The sequence below is a fragment of the Rhodoplanes elegans genome, from assembly GCF_016653355.1.
Taxonomy (GTDB): domain Bacteria; phylum Pseudomonadota; class Alphaproteobacteria; order Rhizobiales; family Xanthobacteraceae; genus Rhodoplanes; species Rhodoplanes elegans.
The window spans coordinates 1-20,025 of sequence record NZ_NHSK01000238.1 but is presented as its reverse complement, the minus strand read 5'-3'; the positions used below and the strand labels follow the sequence as shown (position 1 = coordinate 20,025).

The 20,025-nt window shown below is 70.4% G+C and carries 17 protein-coding genes and 1 pseudogene; 10 read left to right on the top strand and 8 right to left on the bottom strand.

Annotated elements, in window-relative coordinates:
• Positions 1-97: 97 nt before the first annotated feature.
• The 6 genes from CCR97_RS26685 to CCR97_RS26660 all read right to left on the bottom strand — a co-directional run bounded on the left by CCR97_RS26685 (position 98) and on the right by CCR97_RS26660 (position 4,817).
• Positions 98-559, bottom strand: coding sequence for an MEKHLA domain-containing protein (locus CCR97_RS26685; RefSeq protein ID WP_111356472.1), 462 nt, complete (start codon positions 557-559; stop codon positions 98-100).
• An 89-nt stretch (positions 560-648) separates the two neighbouring features.
• Positions 649-1,509, bottom strand: coding sequence for a phosphonate ABC transporter ATP-binding protein (gene phnC, locus CCR97_RS26680; RefSeq protein WP_111356473.1), 861 nt, complete (start codon positions 1,507-1,509; stop codon positions 649-651).
• 8 nt (positions 1,510-1,517) lie between these two features.
• Complete coding sequence (gene phnE, locus CCR97_RS26675; protein WP_170145755.1) at positions 1,518-2,339, bottom strand: phosphonate ABC transporter, permease protein PhnE; 822 nt, start codon at positions 2,337-2,339, stop codon at positions 1,518-1,520.
• A gap of 138 nt (positions 2,340-2,477) precedes the next feature.
• Positions 2,478-3,344 (bottom strand): phosphate/phosphite/phosphonate ABC transporter substrate-binding protein, encoded by an 867-nt coding sequence (gene phnD, locus CCR97_RS26670; RefSeq protein WP_170145756.1) that lies wholly within the window; start codon positions 3,342-3,344, stop codon positions 2,478-2,480.
• A gap of 144 nt (positions 3,345-3,488) precedes the next feature.
• Entirely contained in the window at positions 3,489-4,232 is a 744-nt protein-coding gene (phnF, locus tag CCR97_RS26665) for a phosphonate metabolism transcriptional regulator PhnF (RefSeq protein WP_111356476.1), read from the bottom strand.
• A 144-nt stretch (positions 4,233-4,376) separates the two neighbouring features.
• On the bottom strand, positions 4,377-4,817 hold the full coding sequence (locus CCR97_RS26660; protein WP_111356485.1) for a MarR family winged helix-turn-helix transcriptional regulator: 441 nt from the start codon (positions 4,815-4,817) through the stop codon (positions 4,377-4,379).
• Between the two features lie 458 nt (positions 4,818-5,275).
• Between CCR97_RS26660 and CCR97_RS26655 the strand changes: the two genes are divergently transcribed.
• The 6 genes from CCR97_RS26655 (at position 5,276) to phnN (ending at position 11,823) form a co-directional block, all read left to right on the top strand.
• Positions 5,276-6,271 (top strand): ABC transporter substrate-binding protein, encoded by a 996-nt coding sequence (locus tag CCR97_RS26655; RefSeq protein WP_111356477.1) that lies wholly within the window; start codon positions 5,276-5,278, stop codon positions 6,269-6,271.
• The gene (locus CCR97_RS26650) at positions 6,268-7,101 is read left to right on the top strand and encodes an ABC transporter ATP-binding protein (RefSeq protein ID WP_111356478.1); all 834 of its coding nucleotides are present in this window, start codon (positions 6,268-6,270) and stop codon (positions 7,099-7,101) included. Before CCR97_RS26655 ends, CCR97_RS26650 begins: the two co-directional genes overlap by 4 nt.
• 4 nt (positions 7,102-7,105) lie before the next feature.
• Positions 7,106-7,855, top strand: a complete 750-nt coding sequence (locus tag CCR97_RS26645) for an ABC transporter permease (protein WP_111356479.1) — start codon at positions 7,106-7,108, stop codon at positions 7,853-7,855.
• A 16-nt stretch (positions 7,856-7,871) separates the two neighbouring features.
• Complete coding sequence (locus CCR97_RS26640; RefSeq protein ID WP_111356480.1) at positions 7,872-8,600, top strand: ABC transporter permease; 729 nt, start codon at positions 7,872-7,874, stop codon at positions 8,598-8,600.
• A 100-nt stretch (positions 8,601-8,700) separates the two neighbouring features.
• Complete coding sequence (nadC, locus tag CCR97_RS26635; RefSeq protein ID WP_111356481.1) at positions 8,701-9,534, top strand: carboxylating nicotinate-nucleotide diphosphorylase; 834 nt, start codon at positions 8,701-8,703, stop codon at positions 9,532-9,534.
• A gap of 231 nt (positions 9,535-9,765) precedes the next feature.
• Entirely contained in the window at positions 9,766-11,823 is a 2,058-nt protein-coding gene (gene phnN, locus CCR97_RS26630; protein WP_111356482.1) for a phosphonate metabolism protein/1,5-bisphosphokinase (PRPP-forming) PhnN, read from the top strand.
• On the opposite strand, the gene CCR97_RS26625 is transcribed toward phnN, so the two are convergent.
• Positions 11,786-12,466 carry a DUF6064 family protein gene (locus CCR97_RS26625; protein WP_111356483.1) on the bottom strand — a complete coding sequence of 227 codons (681 nt, stop codon included), beginning with the start codon at positions 12,464-12,466 and terminating at the stop codon, positions 11,786-11,788. The two genes, phnN and CCR97_RS26625, sit on opposite strands and share 38 nt — an antisense overlap.
• Complete coding sequence (locus CCR97_RS26620; RefSeq protein ID WP_201160032.1) at positions 12,466-13,398, bottom strand: aldo/keto reductase; 933 nt, start codon at positions 13,396-13,398, stop codon at positions 12,466-12,468. The genes CCR97_RS26625 and CCR97_RS26620 overlap by 1 nt, the downstream gene beginning before the upstream one ends.
• Before the next feature lie 354 nt (positions 13,399-13,752).
• Between CCR97_RS26620 and CCR97_RS26615 the strand changes: the two genes are divergently transcribed.
• The 4 genes and pseudogenes from CCR97_RS26615 to CCR97_RS26600 form a co-directional block, all read left to right on the top strand.
• Positions 13,753-14,262, top strand: a complete 510-nt coding sequence (locus CCR97_RS26615) for a (2Fe-2S)-binding protein (protein WP_111356487.1) — start codon at positions 13,753-13,755, stop codon at positions 14,260-14,262.
• Positions 14,262-17,918, top strand: a complete 3,657-nt coding sequence (locus CCR97_RS26610) for a molybdopterin cofactor-binding domain-containing protein (protein WP_201160031.1) — start codon at positions 14,262-14,264, stop codon at positions 17,916-17,918. Before CCR97_RS26615 ends, CCR97_RS26610 begins: the two co-directional genes overlap by 1 nt.
• Positions 17,919-18,258: 340 nt before the next feature.
• The gene (locus CCR97_RS26605) at positions 18,259-19,758 is read left to right on the top strand and encodes a 6-hydroxynicotinate reductase (protein WP_111359902.1); all 1,500 of its coding nucleotides are present in this window, start codon (positions 18,259-18,261) and stop codon (positions 19,756-19,758) included.
• Positions 19,759-19,808: 50 nt separating this feature from the next.
• Positions 19,809-20,025 (top strand): annotated as a pseudogene (locus tag CCR97_RS26600) (hypothetical protein); the annotation flags it as partial.

Genomic DNA, 20,025 nt, shown 5'->3' with positions numbered 1-20,025 from the left:
CCGTGGCCGGCTCCCTCCCCCCTTGTGGGGGGGGGCTGGGGAGGGGGGTAGACCGCACGCTCCGCGGTCGTGAGAAGCCGAAACTGTCGGGGCCGCGCTACCCCACATCCGTCCAGGTCGAAAACACCGCTGCGGTCCCGCGCAGCGTACCGGTGTCGTCGCGGAGCTGCCAGACGAGGCCGTCCTCGATCCAGAACGTCGCGCCCGACTTCTTAACCCGCAGGCCGCGATAGCCGGCGACGTAGCCTTGCGCCGCCACGGTGTCGAGAAACTGCTGGCGCTCGGCGCGCTCCGGCGCCTGCGCCGACAGCCGCGACGGCAGGCCGACGAACTCGTCCCAGCCGTATCCGAAGCGCGTCTGCGCGGCCCGGTTGGCGTAGACGAAGCGCGGATCGGCCTGGGTGTCGTGGGCGACGCAGACGAACGGCGCGTCCACATAGAGCCACGTCGCGTCGGCCTCCGCCGGCACCAGCGGCCGGCCGACGAGGCGCGAAAAGCTGCTGGTCAGCAGCGCGAAGTAATGCGGATCGGTGCGCAGATCGACGGCGGGTTCGGACATCGGGACGCTCGCTGACAAGTGGGCCGGACCGCGGCGTCCATAGCGGATTCGGCGCGGCTCTCCCAGATCGTCCCGCAGCCGTCCGTCAATCACATGCTCGCAGCCAACGCCTCCGACCCGTAGACGCGCGAAAACGCCGCGTCGTCGAAGTCGCGGGCCGGCGCGTCGAGCACCAGCCGCCCGCCCCGCAGGGCGACGATGCGATCGGCATAGTCGCGCGCGAAATCGACCTGATGGAGCGCGCACAAAACGCCGATGCGATGCTCGCGGGCGATGTCGCGCAGCACGCCGATGACATTGGCGGCGGAGCTGGGATCGAGGCTCGATACCGGCTCGTCGGCCAGCACGACACGCGACTGCTGGGCGAGCACGCGGGCGATGGCGACGCGCTGCTGCTGACCGCCCGACAGGGAGTCGGCGCGCTGATAGGCCTTGTCGAGCAGGCCGACGCGATCGAGCGCGGCGAGTGCGATCTGGCGGTCCGCCGGCGGGAAGAGCCGGGTCGCGACCCGCCACGTCGCGACATGGCCGAGCCGCCCGGCGAGCACGTTGTCGAGCGCCGACAGCCTTCCGATCAGGTTGAACTGCTGGAAGATGAGCCCGATCTTCCGGCGCACGTCGCGCAGCGCACGGCCGTGCAGTGCATCGATCGGCGTGCCCAGCACGTCGACATGGCCGGCATCCGCCGTGACGAGCCGGGTGAGGCAGCGGAACACCGTCGACTTGCCGGCGCCCGATGGACCGACCAGCGCGACGAGCTCGCCGGGCCGCACCGTGAACGACACGTCGTCGAGCGCCGTCGTGTCGCGATAGCGCTTCGTCACGTGGCGTAACGCGAAGGCGGCGGGCTCGACCGGTGCGACCAGATCCGGCCGGGCCGTCGTCGGGGCGGGCGGTGCGGCCGCGTCGAGTGGCAGGGCGGCGAGCGGCAGATGCAGATGGGCGGTCATGGGCGTCCTCACACCAGCCGGCGGCGCAGCCAGGCCGAGAGCTGGTCGATCACCGTCACCATGATCAGCACGATGACCGACAGGGTGAGCAGCTTCTGGAAGTCGAGCAGGTCGATCGCCGCCTTGATCTCGATGCCGATGCCGCCGGCCCCGACGATGCCGAGGATCGTCGAGGTGCGCACGTTCGCCTCCCAAACGTAGAGCGACACCGAGGCGAGGCTCGGCAGCACCGAAGGCAGCATCGCGTAGCTGACGATCTTGGTGCGGTTGGCGCCCGACATGGCGGCCGCCTCGAGCGGCGCGTTCGGGATCGTCTCGATCGCCTCGGCATAGAGCTTGGTGATCACGCCGACCGAGTGGACGATCATTCCGAGCACGCCGGCGAACGGCCCGAGCCCGACCGCGGTGACGAACAGCAGCGCGAACACCACCGTGTCGATCGCCCGGAACGTGTTGACGATCCAGCGCACCGGAAACGACAAGAGCGGCGAGGGCGTGACGTTGCGGGCGACGAAGACGGAGAGCGGGAAGGCGATCAGGGTCGCGGCGGCGGTGCCGACGGTCGCGATCGCCACGGTCTCGACGGCCCGCCAGGCGAACACGTCGAGATCGTCGAGATAGGGCGGCCAGCCCTTCGACGCCCATTCGAGCAGCCGCGGAAAGCCGCGGGCGAGCGCGGCGGGGTTCACCTCGGCGAGCTTCAGGCAGAAGGCGAAGGCGACGGCGAGCGCGAGCAACACCAGCGCCCGCATCACGGCGGTGCGGGACAGCGGGTCGAGTCGCGGCTCCAGATAACGGCCGTCGGCGGCGCGGACGGGATGGTCGGTCACGTCAGGAACTCCTGCATTGGTCATTCCGGGTCGGCGCAAGGCGCCGGACCCGGAATCCAGTTCCGTTGACGGTGTCTGCAGCTCGTATCCGGGCTCGTGAGCCTTCGGCTCGCGTTTCGGAACGACTGGTCTGATTTGCTACGCCTTCAGCACGCCGAGCTCGCGGCCCATCTTCTCCAGCACCTCGTAGGGTTCGTGCGTGCCCGGCACGAAGCCCGTGTAGGGCCACGGCAGCAGCTTCTTCTGCTCGTCGGTGAGGCCGACCAGCGCGTCGCGCAGCGCAACGCGCATCTCCTCGGAGAAGCTGCGGCGCACCGCGACGACCTCGTTCGGCAGCGGATCGGACTGCCAGACGACGGTGTTGGAATCGGCCTTGATCGTGCCGTTGCGGATCATCGTGTTGCGGTGGATGTCCCAGCCGGTGGCGAGGTCGACCTGGCCGTTGGCGGCGGCGACCTGGGCGGCGGCCGCCGAGGCGCCCTCGGCGTAGCGGCCGAAGAACGTCTTGGGCTCGAGCCCGCGCTGGCGGAACCAGTGGGTCGGCACCATCCAGCCGGTGGTGGAGCCGACGTCGAGCATCTGCATCGAGAGGCCGCGCGCGTCGTCGGGCCACTTCTCGATCTTCAGCCCGGGGCGGGCGACGATGACGGCCCGATAGGTCGGCTCGCCGTTGACCAGCATGGTGCAGGCGATGCGCGCTTCGCCTTTGGCGCGCGCCAGCACGTAGCCCCACGGACCCATCTGGGTGGCGTCGATCTGCTCGCTCGCCAGCGCCACCGAGATGCCGGCCCAGTCGTTGGCGACGGTCAGCTCGAGCCCGACGCCCATGCGATCGGCGACGATCTTGTAGATCGGCTCCCACACCTTGCGGGTCTCGGCCTGGGTCGCCTGCTGGGGCGCGAGGCCGATCTTGATGGTCTGGCGCGACTGCGCCCGCACGGCCGGGGCGGCCAGCGTGGCACCGACGGCGGCCGTGGTGGCGAGGAAGCGGCGGCGGTTTAACATGGGCTTGGTCTCTCCGGATCGGCGAGCCCGGAGGAGGACGGCACCGGGCCCGCGGGCCCCGTGGCACATCGACGGCCGGGCAACTTGTCTAGGTTATTTGGACAAGCTGACGGGGATGTGACACCCGCGCGTCGCCGCAGCGCCTCACGGGCTGTCGACGCGGAACCGCAGCCGCCCGGCCGGCACCACGGCCGATCCGAACAGGATCGGCGCGCCGTCGCGCCCGGCGTCGACGTAGCTCATCACCATGACGGGCGTGTCGGAGGCGACGGCCAGCGCCCGTGCCTCGTCGGCACGCGGCAACCGGCCGTCGATCCAGGTCCTGGTGCGGAAGAACTCGGGATGGCCGAGCTCGGCGAGCGCCGGCGTGTAGCTGCGCAGGCGCCGGAACGCCTCGTCGATGCCGGCGAAGCGGGCGTGCTCGAACACGTGGTAGCAGTAGGCCGACACGCCCGGACCGGCGCGCCGCAGCGACTCGAGCACCAGGAGTTCGCTCCCCGGCGCGATCGCGAGCAGGGCGGCGAGCTCCGCAGTGGCGGTGCGCCGCGACGACCGCAGCAGCTTGCCGTCGGGTCGTGCGGCGAGGCGCTGCTCGAACTCGCTCCACTTCGACTCGCGCGTCACCGCGTACTCGACCGGCCGCCGCGCCACGAACACGCCCTTGCCCTGCCGGGCGACGACGAGGCCCTCGTCGGCGAGCCGGGCGAGCGCGACCCGCACGGTGTGCCGGTGCACGCCGTAGGCTTTCGCCAGCTCCGATTCGGAGGGCAGCCGGTCTCCCGGACCGAAGAAGCCCGTGCGGATCTCGAAGGTCAGGTCGATCTCGATCTGCCGCCACACCGGGATCGGCTCGCCCCGGCGAACGCGGCGGCGCGGCGCTGCCGCCATGCCATCCTCCTGCTGCGCGCGCCTTGTGGCACGGAACCGCGCGGGAGGAAAAGGGGTGGCCGCGGAGTCACGGCTCGCATGGCCGTTTCGCTTCGGCCTCTGCGAAGGCTGCGGATCAAGGGCGTCCTCTCGACGGTCGCCGGCTCACGGCCCGGCCCTGTCGCCCGTCATCTTGCGCAGGAGATGGACGAGCGCGACGCGCTCGACCGGCTCGAGGTCGCCCATCGTCAGTTCGGTGATGTGATGCGCGCTCGGCACCATGCGGTCGATCATGGCCGAGCCGCGGGCCGTGAGATGGACGATCACCTTGCGGCGATCGTCGCCGTCGGTCGCGATCGCCACCAGACGGCGCGCCGTCAGCCGCTCGATGATGCCCCGGATGGTGCCCTGGTCGACCGCGGTCGCGCGCACCAGCTCGCTCTGCGAGCTCGGCCCCCGCTCGCGCAGCGTGCACAGCGTGACGAACTGGACGGCGGTGAGCTGTGGATCGGCGGCGTTCTGCTGGAAGATGGAGACGTGACGCTGATAGGCGCGGCGCAGGAGATGGCCGATCTGCTCGCGGAAGTCGTAGGGTCGCGGGGGCATCGCGCCCGCCACGGGCGGCGCGGGCCGCACCGCGGCCTCGTCGGGCCGTGCGGCGCGGCCGCGCCCGCGTGCCGCGGATCGCAACGCGGCGGCGGCGCCGGCGACGTCCGATCGAGCCTTTCGATCCTTGTATGTCATGTGTCGCCGTGGCCATTTTCCGCGGAGTCCGCTGGACGGAGAGTAGTGTACACTCTTCTCCTGGCACAAGCCGCGCGGGCGCTTCCGGATTGAACGAATTCGCGCCGGTTTGCCCGGCCCGACATCATGCGATGCACAAATTATGAAAGAGGACGCACCGACATTCCGGTTGTCGCCGCCTGTCGCCCGGTTATAGTGAGTACACTGTTCCACAGGTGTCGCACCGGACCTGCTGCGCCAGACGACGACTTGCTCTTCGAGACGACGGAGGCGCGGACCGCGAAGCGCCGCGCTGCAACCCCCACCGTGAGAGACCGGCGATGTCGTTCAACAAAACACTTCGGGCTTTCGTGATCTGTGCCGGGCTGTCCGGCGCGGCGCTCGCCGCCGTCGTCCCGGCCGCTCCGGCGCTCGCCGACGAGATCTCGGTGACGCAGTGGGGCACCAGCATGTACGGCGCGCCCTATGCGGTGGCCATGTCCGAAGGTCTCTTCAAGAAGGCCGGCGTCGACATCACTTCGATCATCGGCTCGGGCGGTGGCGGCACCACGGTGCGCAACCTGCTCGCCAGCGAGACGCCCTACGGCGACGTGGCGATCGCCGCCGCGCTCGCGGCGCAGCGCCAGGGACTCGACGTGATCATCGTCAACACCGGCACGCGCTCGACCGCCGAGGCGTCGCTGGTGACGATGCCGGATTCCCCGATCAAGTCGCTCAAGGATCTGGAAGGCAAGAAGGTCGCCATCACGTCGCCCAAGGGCGTCTCCGAGATGCTGCTGCTGATGGCGCTCAAGCAGGAGGGGGTCGACGCCTCCAAGGTCGAGCGCGTCGCCTCCGGCGGCTACGTCAACGGCCTCACCATGCTGGAGCAGGGTGCCGTCGCCGCCGCCGCGCTGATCGAGCCACTGTCGATCATCCGGGCCGCGAAGTATCGCACCGTCGTCAACTACGGCAAGTTGCTGCCGCCGATGACCACCTCGGTCGGCATCACGACCCGCGCCTTCGCCAAGAAGAACCCGGAGAAGCTCAAGGCGATCATCGCCGGCCGCGCCGCCGGCGTCGAAGCGCTCTACGCCGATCCGGCCAAGGCCGCCGAGATCGTCGGCAAGGCGTTCAAGCTGGAGCCGGCCATCGCCAAGGTCGCGGTCGACAACATGCTGGGCCCGCGCATGTGGAGCGTCGGTGAGTTCAACCAGGCCGAGCTCGATCGCACCATCGACGGGCTGCGGCTGATCGGCGAGGTTACCGGGCCGGTGGACTGGTCCAAGCTGCTCGATCCGGCGTTCTTGCCCGCGTCCATCCAGGGCAAGAAATGACCCTCGCGGCACTCGCCGAGATCGCCCCCGTGTCGGACGCCGACGATCATCACGCCCGCCTGACCGGCGTCACGCGGGTGTTCGGCAAGCCCGGCACGGCGAAGTGCGTGCACGCGCTCGGCCCCATCGATCTCGACCTGCGCCGCGGCGAGTTCTTCTCCGTCGTCGGGCCGTCGGGCTGCGGCAAGTCGACCTTGCTCGACGTGCTGGCCGGCCTGTCGAAGCCGACGGAAGGCACGGCCGAGTTCGAAGGGCGACCCATCGACGGCGTGCCGGCCGGCGTCGGCGTCGTGTTCCAGGAGGATGCGTCGTTCCCCTGGCTCAGCGTGACGGACAACGTCGCGTTCGGGCTTCGTCGGGCCGGCGTCGACGCGGCCGAGATCGCCCGGCGCGTCGACTACGCGGTCGGCTTCATGGGCCTCAAGCAGTTCGCCGGCGCCTATCCGGCGCAGCTCTCCGGCGGCATGCGCCAGCGCGTCTGCATCGCCCGCACGCTGGTGATGCAGCCGCGCCTGATCCTGCTCGACGAGCCGTTCGGCGCGCTCGACCAGCAGACCCGGCTCTTGATGGGGGACGAGCTGCTGCGCCTGTGGCGCGAGACCTCGGCGACCGTGCTCCTGATCACGCACGCGCTCGACGAGGCGGCGATGCTGTCCGACCGCGTCGGCGTCATGTCGGCGCGCCCCGGCGTGTTCATCGACATTCTCGAGACCGGCTGGGAGGTCGACCGCGACAGCCGCATCGTCTCGCATCCGCGCTTCGGCGATCTCACCGGTCATCTGTGGGAGAAGCTGCGCACCGAGTCCCTCAAGCATCTGCGCGACGGTTGAGGCGATGACCCGCGAAGGCAGGATCAGGCTTCTCGTCGTCGCGGCCGCCGTCGGTGCGCTGGAGCTCGCCTGCCGGATTGACTGGATTCCGGCGTCCGTGATGATCCCGCCGTCCGCCATGGCGACGAGCCTGTGGGACATTCTGGTCTCCGGCACGCACTGGAAGGACATCCTGGTCAGCCTGCGCAGCGTCGCGACCGCAGCGGTGCTGGCCGTCGTTCTCGGCTTCCTGGTCGGCGCCGTGATCCACGCGCTGCCGCTGGTGCGCAGCGCGGTCGAGCCGCTGCTCGCCAGCTACTACGCGGTGCCGACCTTCATGTTCTACCCGGTCTTCATCATCCTGTTCGGCGTCGGACCGTCGGCGATCATCGCCATCGCGGTGCTGCTCGCCGTCGTCGCGATGATCTCGGCGACCCTGACCGGCCTCGACCGCATCCCGCGGGTGCTCGGCAAGACGGCGCTGATCATGCGCCTGGGGCCGATCGAGCGCGCCTTCAAGATCAGCCTCCCGGCCGCGATGCCGTATCTGTTCACCGGCGTGAAGCTCGCGGTCGCTTATGCCTTCATCGGGGTCATCGCGTCGGAGTTCATCCTGTCCGGCGCCGGCATGGGCTACGCCATCGCCTACGCCTACAACAACTTCAACAACCGCGAGATGTACGGCCTGATGCTGCTGATCGTGCTGCTCGTCACGGTCGTCAACACGGCGCTCGACGCGGTCGACCGGCGCCTGCAGGCGCGGTTGCGGCGATGACGGCGGGGGCGTCGACATGAAGAACGTGCTCGGCCCCGCCGCCGTGCTCGGCGTCCTGCTGCTCGCCTGGGAGGCGCTGCATCTCGCCGTCGCCAACACGGGCCTGCCGTCCCCGGTGACGACGCTGGTGCGGCTCGTCGGCTTGCTCGGCGAGGCGGAGTTCTGGGATCAGGCGGCCGAGACGGCGCGCGCCTTCGCGGTCGCCGTGGTGCTCTCGACGATCGGCGGCATCGCGCTCGGCATCCTGCTCGGCATGAACCGCACCGCCGGCGTCGTCTCGGAGCCGATCCTGGTCAATCTCTACTCGCTGCCCAAGGTGACGCTCTATCCCGTCGTGCTGCTGATCTTCGGGCTCGGCATCTCGGCCCGCATCGCCTTCGGCATCATGCACGGCATGATCCCGCTGACGCTGTTCACCATGAACGCGATCCTCCAGATGAAGCCGGTCTATCGCCGCAGCGCCGCCGTGATGGGGCTGACGCCCTGGCAGACCTCGCTCACCGTGGTGCTGCCGGCGATCCTGCCCGAGGTGATCACCGGGGCGCGGCTCGGCGTCTCGCTCTGCCTGCTCGGCGTCCTGATCGGAGAGATGTTCGCCTCGCGCAACGGGCTCGGCTACATGGTCATGCATGCGATGGAGCGCGGCGACATGCCGACCGTGCTCGCGGTCGCGCTGCTGCTCGCCGTCGTCGCGCTCGTCGTCAATGCGATGCTGCTGATGCTCGATCGGGCATGGCGCCACTAGATCACGATATCGTCCGCCGGACCGCTCCTCGGCGCGCTCCGCGCCGCGTCCGGACGAGCCGTTCACACCGCTGACATCGACTCGTTCGAAAGGTACGACCATGTACGACAGCTTCGCCGTCGCGCGCCTGATCGATCTCTGGCTGACCGAGGACATCGGCTACTGCGATCTCACGGCCCAGACGATGATCGAGCCGGACGAGGAGGGGCACTTCGCCATGAACGCCCGCCAGCCGATGACGGTCGCCGGCATCGAGATCGCCGCCGCCGTGTTCCGTCGCTACGAGCCGCGGCTCGCGATCGACGTGACGGTGAAGGACGGCGACGTGGTCGGGAAGGGCGCGATCCTGATGACGGTGAAGGGGCCGGCGCGCGGCATCCTCACCGGCGAGCGCACCGCGCTCAACATCGTCCAGCACATGTCGGCGATCGCCACCGAGACGGCCCGCTACGTCGCGATGATCTCGCACACCAAGGCGCGCCTGATCGACACCCGCAAGACGACGCCGGGCCTGCGCATGATCGAGAAGCACGCGGTGACCTGCGGCGGTGGGCTCAACCACCGGCTCGGCCTCGACAACGGCGTGATGATCAAGGACAACCACATCGCCGTCTGCGGCGGCATCGCCCCGGCCGTGGCGCGCGCGAAGAAGAAGCTCCCGACGCTGACCAAGATCGAGGTCGAGTGCGACCGGCTGGAGCAGGTGTCCGAGGCGCTCGCCGCCGGCGCCGACGTGATCATGCTCGACAACATGTCGTGCGAGGACATGACCAAGGCGGTGGCGATGGTCGCCGGCCGCGTGCCGCTGGAGGCGTCGGGCGGCATCCGGCTCGACACCATTAAGGCGATCGCCGAGACCGGCGTCGACTACATCTCCACCAGCAAGATCACCCAGGCCGCCCCGGCCGTCGACATCGGCCTCGACGAGGCGTGAGGGAGGTTCGGACGATGCGCGATCTCTATGCGGTCGTCACAGAGGCACGACGCTCGCGCTCCCTCTCCCCGCATGCGGGGAGAGGGGCGGGGTGAGGGGGCCTCTCATGGATACCGAGGCGCCCCCTCACCCGGCATCCGCGCTGGACGCGCGGACGTCGACCTCTCCCCGCGCCGCGGGGAGAGGTGAAGAACCCGCCGCCGTCGATCCACGCGCGCAGAGCGACAGACCATGACCTCCGGCCTCTTGTTCTTCGTCGTCGGGCCGAGCGGATCCGGCAAGGACACGCTGCTCGACGGCGCGCGCACCGTGCTCGCCGACACGGGTCGCTTCGTCTTCGCCCGGCGTGTGATCACGCGCCCGGCCGATGCCGGCGGCGAGGCGCACGAGGCCGTCGACGACGCGACCTTCGCGGCGATGAAAGGTGCGGGCGCGTTCTTGATCGACTGGGACGCGCACGGGCTGCGGTATGGCGTTCCGGCGCGCTGTCTCGACGATCTCGCCCGCGGCGTCCACGTCGTCGCCAACGGCTCGCGCGCCGTGGTGGCGGAGCTGCTCGCTCGCCTGCCGGATCTCGTCGTCGTCGAGATCACGACGCCGCCCGATATTCTCGCCCAGCGTCTCGCCGCGCGCGGACGCGAGAGCGCCGACGTGATCAGGGCGCGGCTCGACCGCACGACGCCGCCGTTTCCGGAGGCCGCGACCGTGGTGCGGGTCGCCAACGACTCGACCCCCGCGGTCGGCATCGAGTGCTTCGTCGCGGCTCTCGAGGCCCAGACGGTGCGGCTGCGGCTCGGCCGCTTGCCGATCGCGGCCGGCCAGCGGGCACTCGCCGTGCTGCCGCGCGACTGCGCGACGGTGCGCGCCGACGATTATCTCGGTCCCGGCCGCATCGACCTCGCCGCGCGCGGTCGCAGCGTGCGCGCCGAGGTGGCGATCGCCGAGCCCGGCACGTTGCCGGCCGACAGCGTCGGCCTGACCCGCGAGGTGTTCGACAGGCTCGGTCTGCCCGAGGGCACGCCCGTCGTCCTCACCCGCACGCCGACGCCCGCCAGTCGCACGGCGTTGCGCAAGAAGATCCGCGGCGGAACGCTCGACGAAGCCGAGTATGCGCGCGTCGTCGGCGACATCGTCGAAGGGCGCTATCCTGACAGCGAGGTCGCGGGCTTCCTGGTCGCCGCCGATCGCGGGCTCGACGACGACGAGGTTCTGGCGCTCGCCAAGGTGCGGGCGCGCTTCGCCTCGCGGATCGCGTGGGGCGAGCCGATCGTCGCCGACAAGCATTCGATGGGCGGCATTCCGGGCTCGCGCGTCACCATGGTGCTGGTGCCGATCGTCGCGGCGCACGGGCTCGCGATCCCGAAGACGTCGTCGCGCGCCATCACGTCGGCGGCCGGCACGGCCGACGCGATGGAGACGCTGGCGCGCGTCGACCTCGACGCCGACGACGTGCGCCGCGTGGTGGAACAGGCGCGCGGCTGCGTCGCCTGGAACGGGCGGCTCAATCATTCGACCCTCGACGACGTGATGAACGCGATCACGCGCCCGCTCGGCCTCGAGTCGACGCGCTGGTCGGTGGCGTCGATCCTGTCGAAGAAGCTCGCCGCCGGCGCGACCCATGTGGTGGTGGATCTGCCCTACGGGCCACGCGCGAGAATCAAGAGCCTGGTCGAGGCGACCACGCTGGCGCGGCTGTTCGAGCGTGTCGGCGCGGGCCTCGGCCTTGCGGTCGAGGCGGTGCCGACCGACGGCACGGCGCCGATCGGCCGCGGTATCGGCCCGGCGCTCGAGGCCCGCGACGTGATCTGGGTCTTGGAGAACAACCCCGAGGCGCCGGCCGATCTGCGCGACAAGGTGCTGCACTTCGCCAGCCGCATTCTCGCCTGGGACCCGGCGCTGGGCGACCGCGATGCGGCGCGCCGCCGCGCCGAGGACCTGCTCGGCTCCGGCGCCGCCCGCGCGGCATTGGACCGCATCATCCAGGCGCAGGGGGCGCGCGAGCCGGTGCGGCCCGGCCGGTTGACCCACACCGTGGTCGCGTCGCGGGCCGGCGTCGTCGCCGACATCGACGGCTTCGCGGTCGCCGGCATCGCCCGGGTCGCGGGGGCGCCGCTCGACAAGAGCGCCGGCATCGATCTGCGGGCCGGGGTCGGCGACGCGGTCGGACGGGGCGACCCGCTGTTCGTGATTCACGCGAGCGCCGCCTCGGATCTCGAAGCGGCCGCGCGCCTCGCCGCCGACTTCTCCGGCTTCACCATCGGCGAGACGACGGCGCTCTCGGCCGGATGAGAGCGAGCGCGACCGCCAGGGTCGTCGCTCCAGGCACCAGGACCCAGGTCCACGAGCCGAGCGTGTAGAGCGTCGCCGCGGCGACGAGCGCCCACGCGATCGGCACGATCGCCAGGACGAAGCGCGGTGCGCCGCGCAGCGCCGCCAGGATCGCGAGGGTGCCGAGCGCGGTGGGGTCGGGCAGGAGACCGAAGCTCTCGGCGGTGGCGAACCCCCGGCTGTCGAGCGGCGCCAGCAGCGGCCACCCGAGCACGATCGCGACGAGAAGGGCCGCGGCGGCGACCGATGCCGCATCGCGCGGCTCCCGCAGCTCGACCATCCGGGCGAGGCCCGCCACGATCAGCAGGATGCCCTGCAGGGCGAACGCCGGCGCGGCATAGAGGATGCCCCAGTTGATGGTGGCGTAGCGCTCCCACAGGAACGTCCAGGCCACGACGACCCACAGGCCGCCGAGCACCGGAAGGACGGTCCGCGCGCCGCCGCGCCACGGCGCGACGATCAGGACCGCCGCCACGAGGCCGAGCACCGTCGTGCCGATCTGGGCCGGCCACAACGCCGCGTTGGTGGCCGCGATCAGGCGGTCGTAGACGCGGGGCGAGAACATCAGGAAATCGGAGAGGCCGTAGGTCCACCACTCGGACATCACTGGCGTCCGATGTAATCGGCGATGCGCCGGCGCATCGCCTCGTCCGGCAATGGATCCGCGGCGGCTGCGAGGTTCTCGCGGACATGGTCGACCCGGGTGGTCGCCGGGATCGCGCAGGTCACGGCGGGGTGGGAGACGATGAATTTCAGGATGACCTGCGCCCAGCTCGCCGCCCCGATTTCGGAGGCCCAGGTGGGCAGTGGGAGTCGCGCCAGTCGGCGCGTCAGCTCGCCTTCGCGAAACGGGCGGTTGACGATGACGGCGATGCCGCGTTCGCGGGCGAGCGGCAGGATCCGACGTTCCACCTCGCGATCGACCGGATTGTAGGTGATCTGCACGGCGTCGAGCGGCCGGTCGGCCATCACGGCCTCGACGTCGCGATGACGGCGGCCCTCCGACGTCGTGATGCCGACATATCGGATCTGCTTCTGCGCCTTCATGTCGAGCAGCATGTCGAGATGCGCCTCCCACGCGAGCAGATTGTGCACCTGCACGAGATCGAAGCGTGGCACGCCCCAGTGGCCGAGCGATTGCGCGATCTGCGGCCGACCGTTGCGGGCCGAGGTCCAGACCTTCTCGGCCGAGAAGAGGGCCGCGGGATGATGGAGCTTGGCGAGGGCGTAGCCGATGGTCGCCTGCGACGACCCGTACATCGGCGACGAATCGATCATCCGGCCCCCGGCGGCGAAGAAGGCGGCGACGACGGCGGCGCACTCGTCGCGCAGCACGGCGTCGTTGCCGACATTGAACGTGATCCAGGTGCCGAGACCGACCGCCGGAACGGCTTCGCCGGTCGACGGGATCGGTCTGGTGGCCGGCTCCGTTGCAGGGCTCCGGGCCACGGACGGCACCGGTTGTGCCCGCAGAGGCGCCGCGAGGGCGACTGCGCCGGCGAGCCCGCCCAGGACCGAACGTCGTGTCCGCATGATCGCCACCCCTTGGTCTCGATCGACAACGCGCCGGATCCCATCGGCGATCCGATCCATCTTCCCCACTCGCGCCGGGCGAGGGAAGTGCCTCTTCCCTGAGCGTCTCTTGCCAATTCGCACTGCAAACCAGCCGTTCGCTGCCGCGCGGAAGTGCAGTCGCGCCGCATCGTGGCGAGTCGTGGAGGACCGCATTGCAACACCAACAAACTGTCGCGGGCGAAGTTCTTTTTCGTTAGTATACGAATGAAGAACGACGCGGCGCCGGCCACCAGCCCGAGAGAGCCCGCCGGAGCAGAGACGACCGAGATATCCGACCCGAGACGCCCTGACCCGAGACATCCGCCCCGAGACATGATGACGCGTCGCGACCCGCTGATCACCCTGAACGTCAACGGTACCGTGCATGCCTTGTCGCTGCCCGGGACGACGCCGCTGCTTTCGGTTCTGCGCAACGATCTCGGCCTCAACGGGCCGAAGTTCGGCTGCGGCCTCGGCGAATGCGGGAGCTGCACCGTGCTGGTCGACGGCGTCGCGGCGCGCGCCTGCGTGCTGCACATCGGCGATGTCGCGGGCCGCAGCATCACGACCCTGGAGGGCCTCGGCGGGCCGGACGCACTGCATCCGGTTCAGCAGGCCTTCGTCGAGATGGCCGGCGCCCAATGCGGCTACTGCCTCAACGGCATGATCATGACGACGGCGGCGCTCGTCGACGCCAATCCCGAGCCGACCGACGAACAGATCCGCGAGGCGCTTCGTTACAATCTCTGCCGCTGCGGCACCCACGTGGAGATCCTCGCCGCAGTGCGGCGCGCCGTGGAGCACGTCGGTGCGCAGCGGCGAGCCGTCGAGGGGAGCGGGCGCTGATGCTGCAGCGACAGGGCCTCACCCGGACCGACTATCTGACGCGACGCGGCAGCCTCGCCGTCGTCGAGCCGCCGGCGGGTGTGGTCGATCCCGCGACAGTCGATCCGGAGACCCTCGTTCCATTCGTGATCGTCGAGGCCTCGGGCGCCGTCACGGCGTTCAACGGACATGTCGATCTCGGCACCGGCATCCGCACGGCGCTGGCCCAGATCGTGGCGGAAGAGCTCGACGTCGGCTTCGCCCGCGTCGCGATGGTGCTCGGCGACACCGCGCTGACGCCCGACCAGGGTCCGACCATCGCGAGCGAGACGATCCAGATCACGGCGCCGCCGTTACGCCGCGCAGCGGCCCAGGCGCGCCACGCGCTGGTGGCGCGCGCTGCGGACAAGCTCGGCGTGCCGGCAGCCGATCTGGTGGTCGACGACGGCGTGGTGCGGCGCCGCTCCGCCGTGGCCGGCGACGAGCAAACGACGAGCGGGGCGAATGACGCGACGCCCGCGCGCGACAACCGCTTCGTCACCTATGGCGAGCTGATCGGCGACGATCGCATCGTGCTGGCGCTGGCCGACGACGTGCCGGTGAAGCCCGTCGCCGAGCACCGCATCGTCGGCCGCTCGCAGCCGCGCGTCGACATCCCGGCGAAGGCGACGGGCGGCCTCGTCTTCGTCCACGACATGCGCGTGCCCGGCATGCTGCACGGCCGCGTGATGCGGCCGCCTTATGCCGGCGTCGACGCCGGCGACTTCGTCGGCACCAGCCTGATCAGCGTCGACGAGGGCTCGATCGCCCACATCCCCGGCATCGTCGCCGTGGTGGTGATCGCGGATTTCGTCGGCATCGTCGCCGAGCGGGAGGAGAACGCCGAGGCCGCGATGCGGGCCTTGCGGGTCACGTGGAAGCCGACCCCGAAGCTCCCCGACATGGGCGATCTCGCGAAAACCATCACGGCGAACCCGTCGACGCCGCGCCTGCTGCTCGACCAGGGCGACGTCGACGCGGCGATCGCCGGCGCGGCCGAGCGGCTGCAGCGCACCTACGTCTGGCCGTATCACATGCACGCCTCGATCGGCCCGTCCTGCGCGGTCGCCGAGGTCTTGGACGGACGCCTGCGCGTCTGGTCCGGCACGCAGAACCCGGTGCCGCTGCGGCGCGATCTCGCCACTCTACTCGACCTGCCGGAGAGCGCCGTCGAGGTGATCAGGATGGAGGCGGCCGGCTGCTATGGCCGCAACTGCGCCGACGACGTGACGGCCGACGCGGCGCTGCTCGCGCGTGCGGTCGGCCGGCCGGTCCGGGTGCAGCTCACGCGCGATCAGGAGCACGCCTGGGAGCCGAAGGGCGCCGGCCAGATCATGACGGTCGACGGCGGCCTGCATGCCGACGGCTCGGTCGCGGCCTACGACTTCCAGACCCGCTATCCCTCCAACGTCTGCCACACGCTGCCGCTCCTGCTCACCGGCAAGGTCGCGCCGACGCCGATGGTGGCGCAGATGGGCGACCGCACCGCCATCGGGCCCTACGACTTCGCCAACAAGCGCGTCGTCTGTCACGACATGGCGCCGATCGTCCGCGCCTCCTGGCTGCGCGGCGTCTCGGCGCTGCCCAACACCTTCGCGCATGAATGCTACATCGACGAGCTGGCCGAGAAGGCCGGCGTCGATCCGATCGAGTACCGGCTGCGTTATCTGAGGGACGAGCGCGCGCGAGATCTGGTGGAGCAACTCGCGGCGCGCGCAAAATGGGAGCCGCATGTCGGTGCCCGGCTGCGGGAGGACGAGAGCGGCATCCGGCGCGGCCGCGGCTTCGCCTATGCGCTCTACGTGCATTCGAAGTTCCCCGGCTACGGCGCGGCCTGGGCGGCCTGGGTGGCCGACGTCGCGGTCGATACGACGACGGGCGAGGTCGCGGTCAGCAAGGTCACGGTCGGGCAGGACTCCGGCCTGATGATCAATCCGGACGGGGTCCGCCATCAGATCCACGGCAACGTCATCCAGTCGACCAGCCGGGTGTTGAAGGAGGAGGTAACGTTCTCGGACGTCGCGGTGGCCAGCCGCGAGTGGGGGACGTATCCGCTCCTGACCTTCCCAGAGCTGCCGCCGATCGACGTGATGATGGTGGAGCGGCCTCACGACGACCCGCTCGGCGTCGGCGAGTCGGCGTCGGTGCCGAGCGCCGCCGCCATCGTCAACGCCGTCTATGACGCGACCGGGGTCCGCTTCCGCGAGCTGCCGCTCACGCCCGAGCGCGTGCTCGCGGGCCTGCGCGCCGCCGGCGTCGCCCCGCCGGCGCCGGCGGCCGCAGCACCGGCACTGCCGCCGGCAGCGCCTGCGGCCAAGCCGTCGCGGTTGCGGACGATCGTCTGGCCGCTGGTCGCCGCAGCCGTGGGCGCGATCGGATCGATCGGCGCGATGACGTCGCCGTGGCGCGGCGCCATCGCGCCCATTCCGCGCCCCGACCCGTCGGTGTTCTCGGCGGCGACCATCGAGCGCGGCCGGGTGCTCGCCCATCTCGGCGCCTGCTTCGTCTGCCACACCGAGGAGGGCGGCGCGCCGCTCGCCGGCGGCCTGCGGCTCGACACGCCGTTCGGCGTGATCACGACGACCAACATCACGCCGGACGTCGAGACCGGCATCGGCGCGTGGTCCTATCCGGCCTTCGAGCGGGCGATGCGCGAGGGCCTGCACCGCGACGGCCGACATCTTTATCCAGCCTTCCCCTACACCTCGTATGCGAAGACGACCGATGCGGATCTGCAGGCGCTCTATGCCTATCTGATGTCCGTGCCGGCGGTGCGTAACGCGACCCCGGCGCCGGAGTTCACGTTCCCGTTCGATCAGCGCTGGCTGATGGCGTTCTGGAACACGCTGTTCCACAAGGCGACGCCGTTCACGCCCGATCCGTCAAAGTCCGACCTGTGGAACCGCGGCTTCTATCTGGTCGAGGGCCTCGGCCACTGCTCGGCCTGCCACACGCCGCGCAATCTTCTGGGCGCCGAGGAAACTGGTGCGCGGCGTTTCTCCGGTGGCGTCGCGGAGGGCTGGGAAGCTCCCGCCTTGAATCGCGAAAACCGGGCGCCGGTGCCGTGGGACGAGACGGCCTATTACGATTATCTGCGCACCGGCTGGTCGCGCCATCACGGTGCCGCGGCCGGCCCGATGGCGCCGATCGTCGCCGAGTTGAAGGTTCTGCCCGACGCGGACATTCGCGCCATGGCACACTACCTCGCCTCGCTCGGCGACGCGCCGAGGAGCGCGGCCGAGATCGATGCGCTCGCCGCGGCCCGCGAGGCGGCCACGGCGCCGCGGGCGAGGGCGCCGGTCTCGGTGCCGGGCGGACGCATGTTCGAGGGCGCGTGTGCGGTCTGTCACGAGCCCGGCAAGGGCTCGGCGCTCTACGGCACCAAGCCGTCGCTGGCGCTGGTGACGGCGGTGCAGTCCGACACGCCCGACACGGTGGTGCGGGTGATGCTCGAGGGCATTCACCCGAAGGGCCTCGGCACGCTCGGCGCCATGCCGTCCTTCGCCGATCACATGTCCGACTGGCAGATCGCCGAGATCGTCCACTACGTCCGCGGCCGCTTCGCGCCGGAGCGGCCGGCCTGGAGCGACGTCGAGGCGACGGTGGCGCGGTTGCGCGCGCATGCGGGAGCGCGGTGATGAAGGGACGTTTTCGCGTGGCGCCTCTTGTCACCTCTCCCCGCGTGCGGGGAGAGGTCGAAGTCTGCGCGCACGCGCGCGGACTTCGGGTGAGGGGGCGTCTCCGTATCCACGAAGCGCCCCCTCACCCGTCTCGCCGCGGCGTGGCGAGCCACTCTCTCCCCGCATGCGGGGAGAGGGGAGGCCGCGACCTTGACAAGGATCGTGCGATGCCAGATCATTTGTACACTAATGAAAAGCCGGCCCGGCGGCCGGCCGCACCGCGCTCTCGCCCCCACGCGCATTCAAGGCGGCCCTGGCACGCTTCGATCGGCCGGACCCCGAACGAGACGAGGCCGTGATGAAGGATCCTCAGCCGTCCGCCGAGACGTCGGCCGATCTCAAGGTGCGTTGCGACGCGTGTCCGGTCGCCTGCTGGATTCGCCCCGGCCTGTCGGGCGCGTGCGATCGCTACGCCAACCGCGACGGCGAGCTGATCCGGGTCGATCCGCACGTGATCCTCGAGCGCACGCTCGACCACGGCGGCCGCGTCGTCGCCTTCAACCAGCGCAAGAGCGAGTGGGCCGGCGAGATCGTTCCCGAGGAGGAGCTGTTCGTCACCGCCATCGGGGCCGGCACCACCTATCCGGACTACAAGCCGGCGCCGTTCATCGTCTCGTCCCAGGTCGACGGCGTCGACATGGTAACGGTGGTGACCGAAGGCATCTTCAGCTACTGCGGCGTGAAGGTGAAGGTCGATACCGACCGCTTCCTCGGCCCCGAGCAGGCGACCGTACGGGCGCAGGGCGAGGCCGTGGGCCATGTCACGACCGGCGAGTACGGCTCGCAGATGCTGTCGCTCGGCGGCGTGCATCATCTCACCGGCGGCTCCAAGAAGGAGGGTCGCGTCACCTGCGAGGCGCTGCTCGATCTCTCCAACGGCAAGCCGGTGGAGCTGACGATCGACGACGGCTCGACCATCATCGTGGAAGCCGGCAAGGCACCGATCATCAACGGCGTTCCGGAAGAGCGCATGCGGGTCGGCTGCGGCTCGGCGACCATCGGCATCTTCGCCAAGCAGTGGTTCGGGAAGGTCGACGACGTGGTCGTCGTCGACGATCACATCACCGGCGTCCTGTCGGAGCATGCGTCGGGCAAGGTGCTGGGCATCCAGCCGACCGGGATAAAAATGCGGGGTCGACGCTCGACGCCGGGGCGCTACTTCCAGGTCGCCGATCCCGGCACCGGCTGGGGCGGCACCAGCATCACGGACCCGCTGTCGATCCTCGATCCGTTCGACAAGACCGTGGCGAAGCCCGGCATGACGCTGTTCATGGTCTCGACGACGGGCGAGCACGCCGCCTATTTCGTGCTCGACGAGAACCTCAAGCCGGTCGAGACCGAGATGCCGGAGGTGCTGCGCGCCTCCACCGAGCGCATCAAGGAGAACTGCGAGCCGGCGCTCTGCACGGTGCTGTTCATCGCCGGCGCCGGCGGCTCGCTGCGGGCCGGCGTCACCGAGAATCCGGTGCGTCTCACCCGCTCGGTGAAGGACACGCTCACCCGCGTCACCTGCGGCGGCGCGCCCGTCTATGTCTGGCCGGGCGGCGGCATCACCTTCATGGTCGACGTCACGCGGCTGCCCGCCAATGCCTTCGGCTACGTGCCGACGCCGGCGCTCGTCGCGCCGATCGAGTTTACGTTGAAGCTCGACGACTACGCGGCGCTCGGCGGCCACATGGATCACGTGCGCCGCCTCGGCACGCTCGGCGATCACGACAGCAACCTGGTGCCGCCGGTCGAAGGAAACGTCTGGCCGTACGCGGCCGAGGGGCCGAGCTGGGGCCGTGGACGATCATGACGGCCGGTCCGGCCGCCTCGGCGAGCAACGCGCGGCGCCCCGACGCCCGCATGCTGCCGGACGGCCGCCGCCTTCATCTGCAGGACGGGCCCATCGACCTGATCATCGAGGCCTTCGGGCCGCGCGAGATCGTCGAGGCCGCGTATCGCGCCGCCCTGCGACGGCTGACCGGGCTGCTCGACGAGTTGTGCGAGGAGCTGCCGGCGCTGCGACGGCCGTTGCCGGAACGCAATCACGACCACCGGGAGTCATTCCCCCCACCCCCGA